The sequence below is a fragment of the Rhizobium mongolense USDA 1844 genome (assembly GCF_000419765.1).
Classification (GTDB): Bacteria; Pseudomonadota; Alphaproteobacteria; order Rhizobiales; family Rhizobiaceae; genus Rhizobium; species Rhizobium mongolense.
The window spans coordinates 21,396-33,968 of record NZ_ATTQ01000034.1; the positions used below are offsets into that span (position 1 = coordinate 21,396).

General features: G+C 53.7%; 5 protein-coding genes and 4 pseudogenes. 5 read left to right on the top strand and 4 right to left on the bottom strand.

All coding sequences use genetic code 11. From position 1 onward, the window contains the following. The first annotated feature begins 694 nt into the window (after positions 1-694). Positions 695-1,474 (top strand): two-component system response regulator VirG, encoded by a 780-nt coding sequence (gene virG / locus A3C3_RS0133630; RefSeq protein WP_022718917.1) that lies wholly within the window; start codon positions 695-697, stop codon positions 1,472-1,474. A gap of 435 nt (positions 1,475-1,909) precedes the next feature. On the opposite strand, the gene A3C3_RS0133635 is transcribed toward virG, so the two are convergent. After that, positions 1,910-2,251, bottom strand: coding sequence for a hypothetical protein (locus A3C3_RS0133635; protein WP_022718918.1), 342 nt, complete (start codon positions 2,249-2,251; stop codon positions 1,910-1,912). Between the two features lie 53 nt (positions 2,252-2,304). On the opposite strand from A3C3_RS0133635, the pseudogene A3C3_RS48760 reads away from it, so the two are divergent. Then, positions 2,305-2,566 (top strand): annotated as a pseudogene (locus A3C3_RS48760) (DDE-type integrase/transposase/recombinase); the annotation flags it as partial. 167 nt (positions 2,567-2,733) lie between these two features. Beyond that, positions 2,734-3,000 (top strand): transposase, encoded by a 267-nt coding sequence (locus tag A3C3_RS40090; RefSeq protein ID WP_372432627.1) that lies wholly within the window; start codon positions 2,734-2,736, stop codon positions 2,998-3,000. A 356-nt stretch (positions 3,001-3,356) separates the two neighbouring features. On the opposite strand, the gene virD4 is transcribed toward A3C3_RS40090, so the two are convergent. Continuing rightward, positions 3,357-5,078, bottom strand: a complete 1,722-nt coding sequence (gene virD4, locus A3C3_RS0133650) for a type IV secretion system ATPase VirD4 (RefSeq protein ID WP_028740225.1) — start codon at positions 5,076-5,078, stop codon at positions 3,357-3,359. Between the two features lie 1,179 nt (positions 5,079-6,257). Between virD4 and A3C3_RS0133660 the strand changes: the two genes are divergently transcribed. After that, positions 6,258-8,801, top strand: coding sequence for a two-component system VirA-like sensor kinase (locus tag A3C3_RS0133660; RefSeq protein ID WP_022718923.1), 2,544 nt, complete (start codon positions 6,258-6,260; stop codon positions 8,799-8,801). 288 nt (positions 8,802-9,089) lie between these two features. Here the strand turns inward: A3C3_RS0133660 and A3C3_RS42040 are convergent. Beyond that, positions 9,090-10,271, bottom strand: a pseudogene (locus A3C3_RS42040) (IS256 family transposase). 121 nt (positions 10,272-10,392) lie between these two features. Continuing rightward, positions 10,393-11,334 (bottom strand): annotated as a pseudogene (locus tag A3C3_RS44385) (IS630 family transposase). Between the two features lie 281 nt (positions 11,335-11,615). Here A3C3_RS44385 and A3C3_RS42055 point away from each other — a divergent pair. After that, positions 11,616-12,555 (top strand): annotated as a pseudogene (locus tag A3C3_RS42055) (IS110 family RNA-guided transposase). Positions 12,556-12,573: the final 18 nt, after the last annotated feature.

The window sequence follows — 12,573 nt, forward strand, 5'->3', positions numbered from 1 at the left end:
CGATAGTATCGAATCCATTAGGAAGACGGACGTCGGCGAACTCGAATGGGCAAAGGAAGAATCAAGGAGTGCAGGATGGTCCAGATTTTGGTTAGCATCGCCTATAAGGCGCTCCCATCTATAGAGCGACGCCATTATGTGACGATGCCCTGTGATGAACAACAGGAAGCTGGGTGCTATGGAAAATGTGCTGAAGACCAACTCAAAGTCCCAGTCCACGCTGAACTCGCTAAAACTCGCCACAACAGGGCACGCGCGCTTGCAATGGAAGAGCATTAGAGATCGAATCCGGGCCGCAATTGGCGTTCCTCTCGATCGGCTACAACTCGCGCAGCCTATCAACCGCTTCAATCGAGACGTGGCTCCCAGAGATCGCATCGAAAACACGTCGCGGGCATCACGCAGGTAATGGCCAACACCGGGCCCGTCGGTCTCGTCGTCATCATCGCACATTCCTCGACGAACGGCCGCGCGTGAGTTGGTAGACCAAGGAGTTCATTCCTAATGGATAGGCCGCTGGTAGAATATCTGCGCTATGATGCCCAAATCGCTCAATAGCGTCTTTCACCAAATCGCGAACTTTCGGGCCGGCCTCTCAAGCGTGGCCGAGAACTACCGACCCGCACTGGAAAGGATCGAATAAGAACCGGTAGCCTGAAGTTTCCAACGTGGATAAGATTGAAAGGTACGCTATTTGAAACACATTCTTGTCGTCGATGACGACGCCGCCATGCGCCATCTTATTGTCGAATATCTGACTTTGCACGCCTTTAAGGTAACCGCAGTCAGCGATAGTAGGCAACTGAATCGTGTGCTCGCATGTGAGCCGGTTGATCTTGTGGTTCTTGATCTCAATCTGGGTCGTGAAGACGGATTGGACATTGTGCGCAATCTGACGATGAAATGGGTTACTCCCATCATTGTCATCAGCGGCGACCGTCTTGAGGAGGCAGAAAAAGTTGTTGCACTGGAGCTCGGGGCAACTGACTTTGTTTCGAAGCCTTTTGGAATGCGCGAATTCTTAGCCCGTATTCGCGTAGCATTACGCCGGCGTCCTATCAGTCCACGGGCAAAAGACCGACGTTCCTTTCATTTTTCCGGATGGACTTTGAATCTTAGGCGACGTCGGCTAATCTCTGAAGAAGGCGTCGAGGTCAAGCTGACCGCGGGTGAATTCAACCTTTTAGTCGCCTTTTTGGAAAAGCCACGTGACGTATTAACGAGAGAACAGCTTCTGCTTGCGAGCCGAGTTCGGGGAGAAGAGGTGTGTGACCGAAGCGTTGATGTCCTCATTTTGCGCATGCGCCGAAAGCTTGAAGTAGATCCAGCCAACCCTCGTCTAATTAAAACAGCCCGAGGCGCAGGCTATTTCTTCGACGCTGATGTGGAGATCCATTACGGGGACAATGGCCGTCCTGTCAGTAGTCCTTACGACAATAGTGCGCGCGCTGCGCACGGACCATCGCCGGTTTAATAACCGCGATCAGGACCTGAGCCACTGTATTGGATTCCTTATGACGAGATCACGGAGGTAGTGTGCAGCTTGTCGCCGGCAAGCGTCTCCTCGTCTTCTGAATGTCGGAATGCCGCCTCGCGAACAACCTAGATAGGACCGCCTGTCGCTCTCGAAGGTTTTGTCACGTTACTGGGCTGCGGTTGCCTGCCTGACGGGTTGGGCGTAGATTTCGGCGATGCAGACACGAGATCCCGTCGCCGCGCCGCGCAAACAATTCGCTACCATCGGCTCGAAGCTTTCGATGCATGGAAAATTGCGGCCGTGTCGCCTGAATATCCACGAGCCGCTGACCTTTCCAGCCAGAGAAACTAACGTGACAACACCTAGCCGGGTAGTGTCGCCTTAACATTTTCGGCGGTATTTACCGGCGGAACCCCTCAATCCAAGTGTCGGTTAACGCTCCATCAGCAACTGGAACGTGTCAATGAGGATCGCCAGAAAAACGCCAGACCCAGTGACGATCACGCCATTCAGAAATAGCCGGCTTGCCTTGTCGTAGACGACTTTTCTCAGCGATGACGTTTGCAAAAGTAAAGCGAGGGAGCGCAGCTGAAAGACGATACCTATAGTTATGACGACCAACGTCGGCAGGTCGGCAAGTCTCCACGGTATTGGATTGCTGGCCCACTGCGTAAGGAAGCCTAGGGAAAATGAAAGCACCACCCCCACGACGGTAATCGTGCCGTTGCGGAAAAGCGTTTCTAGCAGGTGTTCGTCGTCATCGTTGAGATTCATTTCCGGCTCTCCATCCCGGTGACTATCCACGCTTTCGTGTGACAATCAACCGAGAAGTGGCCCCCGGTCTTGACCATTGGTCGCACAAGGGCCTCAATAATCGGGCCGAGAACAGCCATCTGCCGTTTCGAAAACGGGAACGAACCATGCAAGGCCACCGATCACCAGGCACGTGCAACGGTTCGTCTCCATGCACTCAGCGACCCGCAATTGCTTTTCAGTTCAGTTCCGTCCCGTCGCCGCGCCGCGCAAACAATTCGCTACCATCGGCTCGAAGCCTTCGATGCATGGAAAATTGCGGCCTGTGTCGTCTGAATATCCACGAGCCGCTGACCTTTCCAGCCAGAGAAACTAAAGCGCGTCGCCCGTTTTTTGATTCAGGTTCTCGAATCGGCCGATTTGTGATTCCTTCGTAGCTGGAAGGAGACCGATCATGGGCAAATCACATCCGATCGAGTTGCGTTCCCGTGTTGTTGCGTTCCGTGATTGCCGACAATGTTCGTTTCCACAAAAGCGAAAAGGCCGAAGATCTCATCAGACAAAAGGGTGCCTGGCTGCTTCTTCTACCTGCGTACTCGCCCGATCTAAATCCGATCGAAACGGCCTTCTCGAAACTCAAGACGCTCCTACGAAAGAAAGCCGCAAAGAGTTTCGACGCAATATCAAATGCCCTGAGCGACATCTGTGCACTGTTCCCCGTTGAAGAATGTCGAAACTACTTCAAGGCCGCAGGGTATGAGGCGATTTAGACGCGACAAGCTTTAACGTGACAACACCCTCTCGAAAATTCATTTTGAGATGGGCGGGTGGTGAGCGCCCGGTGCGGCTTGAAGAAGCGGAACGGCGACCGGGAAGGCACTAGATCAAGGAGCGGAAACCGCGGCGCGAAGAGCGATCGATATCGGACGACTTAGCGTAAAGCTCTCGGTGGGCATGAATCAAGCGGCGGGCACCAATTTATCGATGCCCGTGTCCGAAGATTGGTCGGTAAGGCAAGCCGATCCTCAGGCACATCGGCGGACATTTCAATCTTCAACTGATGAGATCGGCCCTTCGCAAGATGAAGAAGAATAGACTGTTCATTCCACGGTAGTTTGCAAAGCATCTACTCCTGCCGTTGCGTCTGCTGAGGGGGCGACGTTGATGACGTGCCTTCTTCTGCGATCATCAACGGTGCAGGCTCGGGAAGGGCGCCCGTCTGGTTCTCGAAGATGCGCTTCAGTGCACGATCGGAATAATAGCGGACTTTTCTCAGCTTCAATGGTGGGTGACCCTTTATGAGAACGATCTGGCTGTTGTCATCCAGCAGCCGCACCTGTTCGGGCCGTAATAGGGGTGCACCTTGGTCTGAATTTTGAATATTGCGATCGAACATCCCGCCTTGGCCATAGGAAGTGGAGCGCGCTACAAATGTATATTCACCGATCGCTTTCGAAATATAGAGCGGCGTCTCGTCATCGGCAGTTGCCATGAAAACTTGCATGCCCGTATTGCTCAAGAAGTTTTGCTTGCCTGCCTCGTCGTAGGTTCCCGACAACGCTGAGAGGCTTTGGATGATGAACATAAAGCGGCCCTTGTAGCCAGCGATTGTCGTGATTGCCGTCTCAATCGCCTCGAGTTTACCCAGGTGCTTGAATTCATCGAGTAGGAATAGCACCTCGTGATTCTCGTCCTTGCTTGGGAGTGAGCGTTGCAAGATTGAAACGATTTGCTGGAAGAGGAGGCGCATGAGTGGCGCGATAACCTCTAGGTCGTTTGGGCTAACGCAAAGATAAAGACAAGTCCTCCGGCGGCGGAGATCATAGAGTGAGAAGTCAGAACGACTCGTCGCCGCTTTTACCAGCGGATCCGCCCATAAGTTGAGGCCGCCGTCACCTAGCACGGAAGTGTAGGAGGTGAGAATTTTTGTATCGTTGCCCGCCATATCGTTGAAAACCCGCTGAGCCTCCTTGTTCTGAGTCTCCTCCGCGAGGCGCCCGAAGAGTTTGTATTTCTCCCCTGGCTGAGCAAAGAGGTCATAAACAGCGCCAATTGTTGGCGTACCGCGCTCGATACAAGCAAGAATGCCGGCGACAAATAGATCTCGTGCGCCGTTGATGAAACCTTCCGCGCCCTGTCCCTTGGCCGTAATGAGATTTGCCGCCAGGCGACGCGCTTCGGTGAACTGCCGCTCTGAAGACAACGTTGTGATATCTAATAGGGGATTATAACAGCTCGTCCGTCGTTCTGGGTCTAGCGGTGCGAATTTGAACACACTGTCGCCGCCGGTTTTGCGCGCCCTGGACGTGAGCTCAAATAGCTCGCCCTTGACGTCGAGGGCTATCACTGAGCCCTTGAACGTCAGTAGCGTTGGGATGACAACGCCCACGCCTTTTCCCGCGCGGGTCGGGGCGACGATAAGGCTGTGAGGCTGCTCGCCATTGGTCAGATAATAGTCAGACCAAAATGGCCCGCCAGTCTTTCCGAACACGGGACCACTGATGCGATTGTACCGCCGAAAATAACCCGCCCGCCGCATCTCACCTGGGTGAGCCCAACGCGCCGTGCCGTGATGGTCGTGCTTGCGTTGGAATAAGATTTGCTGAGCTAGCAGAACGATTCCCGATGTCGAAATGACGAGAGCCAAACCCTGATAGAAGAAGAGGGTTGTGTAGCCAAGATAGAACGGCGTCTTGTACCAAAAAGCAAATATGTCGAAAGTCATCAAAGCATGATTGCTAAACCCGTAACGAAATGTTGAGTATACACTTGCCGCACAAAAACCTGCGGCCAGTGAACACATCATGCTCAGGGCTATATTTAGGAGCTTTGTTTTGTTTGATATCATCAGTCCGTCATAGATTGGTTGGATGCTAAAATGGCAAGCTACCCAATGCATCGAACGCACATCAGGCGATTTGCCACCGGATGGCGGCCGCACCTCAAGAGAGGGAAATTTTCGGGCCTGCCCATATGGGAAATATCAAGCCGCGCAGAACCGCTACGCGCTAAAGCAATTCTAATCAAGAAATAAGAAAGGTATTATTGTTACAGGTTAAATCAACTTATCCGGCCGGCTGATCCTCGCCGAACAAAAACTCATCCTCCTAATGCCGGCCGCACATCAGCTGACGAGACGATTCACACCAGCCATCAGGGCTGAGGAAGCCTCTGCGGAGTTACAAATGTAACGCTATTTCGGTTTTGCAGACTGAGCTTCAATGGTATTTCGTCGTAGACCAGTTTAGATGACTGAGGAATTTATTGAATGGAATCGCGATCGCAAACGAGCACGCTCAGCTGGATTGTTCAGCGAGCTTTGAAACTCAAAGATCTTGCCGTGAAACGGTACATTCAAGGAGCCTGCGAGAAAACGAGCTTCGGTGATTTGACAGGCGAAACAACAAACTTGGCCGATCAGCTAACGATCCCCCGTCAGAAGGGAATGGAACACGCTTCGATTTGGCCTGACCCTACGCTATGGCAGTTTGACGCATGAGGCGCTGTCTCTTCAGCCGAAGCGTGCAGCTGAGCCACGGAATCGGATTTGGACAGGGACATAAATGCAATTAACAAGCCGATCCATCAAATCACAGCAGGCCGCCTGGTGCATCGTTTGACCAAGTGCTAGGGCGTCAAAAATTCGCGCGGTGTCGAGCAGCGAAGTCTGCGTTTATGCGCCAGCGGACCTAATGCATTCTTTAGAAGTCGGGAGCGCTCCAAGTTGAGCCGCGGAAAATCATTGGCTGGCTTTAAACCGATCAGGGTTTGCGACTGGCGGGCATTTCCAGTCCGATGAAGCTGTCGTGCTGCCCGGCTCGGCGCCGAAGGTGCTAATGCCAGCGTCGTCGCAATCCCCCAAATATCTATCAGGGGATGAATTCATCTAAATGGGGCTATTCCTCCAAGATTGATAAATCGTCGAACAAAATTTATCGCGTCGGCATTCTGGACGTCCGCTCCTGACATTGTAATCGTTTGCGATCACGAATTGGCATGGTCACGCGATCTCTACTGAACGGAGCGTATGTTGGTCTTTCTGGTTCAGCACTGGCCGTGCATCAATCAACTCGAAACGAAGCGAAGGGGGAGGGAGGCTACGGCGAATCCTGTGTGCCCTTCTTCTTGGGAGAAGGGGCGCAGCACCAGGGCAATTCTGATGTTGGTTTTCGCAACTGTTTTGTTCGGAGTGCTTGCAATCGGCCGCGGACAAGATAGCCAAGCCGGTGAGGTTGCGTCGAGTGATTTGCGAAAAAGTTTGACGACTCATGCATCATTGCGACGCGACCTGTTTTGCGCGTGGGCCGGCATACTTTTGAATTACCGCCCAATTGCCGGGACCTTACACGCTCTGCAAAGGAGCCAGATGCGTAAACAGGAAACGATTGAAAATGCTTCTATCGAGAGCACTATTCATCTCTCTCAGTCATCTACTAGTGAAAACTGGCCGGTTGAAAGGACGATGGCGATTGCTGCAGCCTTCGACGCACAAAAAAAAGTGCTCACCCAGAATTCTCTCTCAATCTTCGTCAACTCGTTTCACTTGCTTGCAAGATTTCCGACGGCGAGGCGCGAATTTGGTAGTCTGATTCGCCGGCTTTCTTATGAGCCAAGTTCAAGTCCGGTGTCAAAGATTGAGGAAAGTCTCAATTGGCTGCCATCGCCAGCGGGCGGGAATGAAGTCATTGCGCCTGATTTTCGTAGTGGACGGATCGTGCCGACTTTGCTGCCGCAGCTGGACGGTCCTGCAAAAAACATCGGATCATCTGACACTTTCTACGCAGCCGCAAACCAAAATTTTTTGGAAGCTCTGGGCCTAGCCAACCAGCGTGTGCGATGGGCAACATTATTCCTGGCGTTAGTGATTATAGGCCTTTGCGTCTGTGTGGCCGTTCTAGTTTCAAGGTTGCGGCTGCAGACAAATCGGTTGGCAAGGCACATGGAGTTTGAATCGGCGATTAGGGAAATCGAGACTTGTTTCAGAGGCGTTGAAACGACTAAGGTGCCGCTAAGCTTCCCGACCGAGGCAGCGCTTCGAGTTATTCAGCGCTTTTTCAATGCTAATCAGTGCACACTGGCACTGCTTGGTGTTTCTACCGGGGGAGAGGCCGAGTGTTTCGCTGCAAGTACTCCTGGGCCAATCTGGAACGATATACGGTTGCTTGATATACTCTCTCGCGTCAAGACGGAGGAACGGTTGATAGTTAGCACCGTTTCAGCACAAAATATTTACCGCCTTGCTTATGGATTTTCTGGCTTGTGTCACATGCTCGCATTCAAACCTTCCGACGAGATGAGCGCGGTTTGTTGCCTTCTTTATGAGCCAGATGGTCTCCGACTATCCGCTAGCGAGGACCAGTTTTTTGAACGCGCGATAGGTCGAGTCTGTGAATGCCTTGATCTTCGACGTAGAAAGACGGAGCGCAATCTTCTGGAAAGGCGGTTGGAACATGCCGAACGCTTGAAAGCGGTCGGCACGCTTGCTGGGGGAATCGCGCATGAATTCAACAATATACTCGGAGCAATTATCGGCTATGCCGAGACGGCCTACAGTCTTCTGCATTGCCCCTCGCGGACTCGGGATTGCGTCGGCCAAATTATCTCGGCCGGGGACAAAGCGAAGCTGATCATTGGCCAGATTCTTGCATTGAGCGGGAACCGAGAACGTATGAGCAAGCCCTTCGACGTCGCCGACGTGGTATTGGATTTAGCTCCGTTGCTACGCATAGCGCATCGCGCGGACGTAGAACTGACTTTCAAAATTGATGAAAGGCAGAAGGTGATCGAAGGATGCCCATTGGGAATACAGCAGATCCTGATGAATCTCTGTAAGAATGCCTCGGAGGCTTTTTTGAATAAAGGCCGTATCGAGGTCAGCGTCTCTCGCACTGTTGTTGTAGAATCTAAAGCACTTACTCATCGCACTTTGCCACCTGGCGACTATGTCCTCCTTTCTGTCTGCGACAATGGCGAAGGCATTGCTGAAGCGGCTCTACCGCATATTTTTGAACCTTTTTTCACGACACGCTCTCGTGTCGGCGGAACGGGGCTTGGTCTTGCTGCAGTGCACGGCCAAGTGTGCGCGCTTGCAGGGTATGTTGACGTTACATCAACCGTTGGCCGTGGTACGCGCTTCGACATCTACCTACCGTCTTCCCCGAAGGAGCCCGTCAGAATTGACAGCCTTTTTAGAGGTTATGATACACCATTTGGTAATGGAGAAATCGTCGCAGTCGTAGAGCATGATCCAACGACGTTGGGAATGTATGAAGACAAGATTGCCGCGTTGGGGTATGAGCCGGTGGGCTTTAAGTCATTCGACTTTCTTTGCGACTGGATGTCGAGGGGGAAAGCAGCCGATCTTATCGTGGCGGACCATTCGTGCCTTCTCGCGCGAGAACCCGCTGACGAAGTGCACGAGCCCCTCAAGACGGTGCCCGTTATCATCGTGGGAGGCCTTGACTGTCACATGCCACTCTCGGACGATGACCGGGCAGCGGTCCTTGCGCTGGCTAAGCCAGTCTCTTCTAGAACTATGGCGTATGCAATTCGTACGATGATCAGCAGGTGAAACCTCAGTCTGACTCGATTGCGGTTTCGGTGAATTTACATGGAGTGAGACCGCAAAGGGTCTTAAAAGCGGTGCCCGCATTTGTAGGCACCGACGAAAGCGAAACCATGATTTTTCATTGTCCGGGATATAGTAGAAGCGCTTTTCTTAATCGCCAGGTTCATTCACCTTCGTCGGCGCTTTGTGTCTTATATGCCCTCGCTGAGGCAAACATCGCATCGTCGATCACGACTACCTGCCGCACAAATCATGCGCGTTGGTAATGTCCAGAATCTTTCGCACTTTTTGTCAGGCGACGGCTCCGTGGGTTAAATCATGGGCCGCGTAGAGCGGGTCCATGTTCATGTACTTTCGCGTTGACCACTGGCTTGCGGCGATATGTCTGAGCCGTGCTGCTGCAAGGTTCAGGCAGTTTTGGCCATCTGGGAATGCCCCGACCACGCGGGTGCGGCGGCGGATTTCCTTCATCCGCTCCAGTGGGTTATTGGTCCGGATCTTCAGCCAATGACTATCCGGGAAGCTGTAGTAGCTGAGCGTCTCGTTTATATGGGCCTCAATCAGCTCGGCCGCCTTGCCCAACTTCTGGCGGCGCAGGTCTTCGATGATCTCTGCGCCTTCTCCTGCGCTGCTTCCTGGCTCTCCTGAGCATGGATCGCCTTCAGCATATGGCTGGTCTCGCGCACTTTCGTGGTCGGTACGTGCGAAAATACGTTGCGGCAAAAATGAACCATGCAGCGCTGCCAGCGAGCGTCAGGCAGGTAATCGGTAATACTCTCCACGAGGCCTCGGCAGGCGTCTGAGATGACCAACTGCACACCGCTGAGGCCGCGATCCACCAGGTGGCGTAGAAAAGCTGACCAGCCGGATTTATCTTCCTTTGCCCCCTCGCAAATGCCCAGGATCTCGCGGTAGCCCTCAGAATTGACGGCGCTGGCCACCAAGAGCGAGACATTGCGAACCTCCCCCGCCCAGGTCCGCTTCATCACGATCCCGTCGAGGTACACATACGGGTGAGTGCCATCGATAGGCCGATTCCGCCATTCCTCGATCTTGGCATAGATCTTCTTGTTGAGGTTCGACACCGTCCCAGGGCTGACACGCGTGCCCCAAAGTGCCTCGGTGATATCCTCCACGCGTCGGACTGATACACCAGCCAGATACATCTCGATCAGCGTCTCCTCGACCGAGCTTTCTCGTCGTCGATAGCGCTCGATGATCGCTGTCTCAAACGTCTGTCGCCGCAGCTTCGGAACCTTCAGCTTCACCTCGCCAGCCGTCGTGTGCAGCGCACGCTCATAGCTGCCTGCACGCGTGTCTTGACGGCCTTCGCTACGTTCATAGCGCCCAGCCCCACAATCGGTCCGCCTCCACGTCGAGCATCGCATTCAGGGCTTCCTCGACTGTGCCCCTCACCATCTCGCCCAGGTGATCCTTGATCCGAGCCTCGTCAATCCGGATCACTTGCCCCATCGACCCATCCCTCTCATCAGTCATCCCATCACTCCTTCCGTAAATCTAGAAGAAGCCGTCAAATCTGAAAGTGCGATTTACGTTATCTGCGCGTTTTGAAAGAACTTAGAGCGCGTCCATTTTAATCGGGGTCATATCCGGCTGCTGCGAAGTAATTTGCACATTCCTGCGGTTTGAAGAGCGTGGCGATTTTGCCGACGGTATCCCACAAGGCGTCAACGGAGCGCTCGGCTCTTGCCCGCAGAAGCGCTTTAAGTTTGGAAAAGGCCATTTCAATGGGGTTGAAGTCGGACTGTAGGGCGGGAGATAGAGCAGCCTGCCGCCAGCAGCTTCTATTGCTTGCCGGACACCATCGGCTTTGTGAGCCGGCAGGTTATCCATGACGACAGTATCACCCGAACTGAGCGTCGGCACGAGAACCTGTTCGATGTAGGCCAAGAATGCCGCACCGTTCATCGGGCCGTCGAGGACCATCGGTGCCGTCATGCCGGAAAGCCTGAGCGCGCCTGTAAAGGTCGTAGTTTTCCAGTGTCCGTGGGGAACGGCTGACCGGCAGCGTTGTCCGCATAGGGATCGCCCGCGCAGTCGAGCCATCTTCGTGGAAAGGCCAGTCTCATCGATAAAAACCAGCTTGGCGGGATCGAGATCGAGCTGGCCATCAAACCAGGCCCGACGCCGGCTCAAAAGGTCGTCTCGCTCCTGCTCCAATGCATGTGCGGTCTTTTTTAAAGGTCCAGCCCCGCTTGCGAAGCCACACGTCAAGAGCACTACGGCCGATCGATACGGATTTATCCTTGCTCAAACGCAGAACCATCTCGTTGAGCGTGATGTCCTTCTCCACATCGATCAGGCCGATGAAAAATGCCTCATGCGCATCCAGCCTGGAGCCAGAACGTCGGCCTTGTTTGCCTGCGGTCAATTGACCCTGTCGCGCATTGGCGATCCAGGCAATGGCCGTCGAAATCCCAATCCCAAACCGCGCCGCCGCCGAGCGTGCAGACATCCCGTCTGCGGAAGCCGCCAGAACACGGCTGCGAAGATCATCGCTTAATGCACGTGACATCCCAATCTCCCTGATTCGAAGGCAGGGAATCACGGCAAACAGCGACTGTCATCTCAATTACGATTCCGCGTTCAACGGACGCGCTTGTCTTATGACTATCCGCGCTTCTTGTGAGAGAAAGAAGCGCCGGAGAGGGCTGCCACCCTCGTCCGGCGATGGATCGTGGACGTGCAGGCCGCCTGAAGGGCCGAGCTAGAGTGTGATCGCCCCCATCTTTTCCAATCGTCCTGAACGGATACCCAGGGACTCGCCCTGGATGACAAGCATAGGAGGCGGAAAAGATGCACCAGGATACTATCGGCGCCGACATATCGAAAGACCATATCGATCTTCATCGCCTACCAGGTGGCGAGAGGCTGCGGATTTCCCATGACCGCAAAGGATTTGTTGCAATCCTCAAATGGATCGGCGGTTTGCCCATTGACCGTATCGTCTATGAGCCAACGGGCGCTTATCACAAAGCGTTCGAGCGCTTCATGATCGCCCAGGGCTTGCCGATTTCCAAAATCAATCCGCGCCTTGCCCGGCGTTTTGCCGAAGCGACCGGCAGGTTGGCCAAGACGGATCGGGTTGATGCTGAACTGCTTGCCCGCTATGGGCTGCTGCTTGATCCGCGTCTTCTGCGCAAAAATACGCATGTGCTCAATGATTTGAAGGAACTACACGTTGCTCGCCTGGCGTTGTTGAAGGACAGGACTGCGGCCAAAAACCGCGCAAAGAACCTGACCCAGCTTCTGCTCAAACGGCAAAACGATGTGCGCCTCAGGCAGATAGATACCCAGATGCGACAGATCGATGAGGCCATCATGCGATTTGATCGATGTCGATGATAGCCTCAAGGTGCGCTTCGATATCCTCGTCTCCATTCCCGGCATTTCCACTGTCACTGCTTTCACGCTGATCATCGAAATGCCCGAGCTCGGAGAGCTCGACGAAAAGGCCGCAGCCTCCTTATGCGGGCTAGCTCCGATGAGCCGACAATCCGGACGATGGACCGGACGTGCTTTCATTGCTGGCGGAAGGGCCATCGTTCGGCAAGCGCTCTATATGCCAGCACTTGTCGCAGCCCGCTTTAATCCAGATCTCAAGGCAACCTACAACGCGCTTATCGGGACTGGAAAACCGCCAAAGGTTGCCATAACTGCAATCATGCGAAAACTTATCGTCCTCGCCAACGCACTCCTGCGCGACAACCGAAAATGGAACCAAAAAGCCGCTTGATCAAAACGGATACTCTAG

What these genes read in the sequence shown, in the direction of transcription:
- A3C3_RS0133660 (WP_022718923.1), top strand. Translation starts at nt 6,258, where the DNA reads ATGTTGGTCTTTCTGGTTCAGCACTGGCCGTGCATCAATCAACTCGAA.
- A3C3_RS0133635 (WP_022718918.1), bottom strand. Translation starts at nt 2,251, where the DNA reads ATGAATCTCAACGATGACGACGAACACCTGCTAGAAACGCTTTTCCGC.
- virD4 (WP_028740225.1), bottom strand. Translation starts at nt 5,078, where the DNA reads ATGATATCAAACAAAACAAAGCTCCTAAATATAGCCCTGAGCATGATG.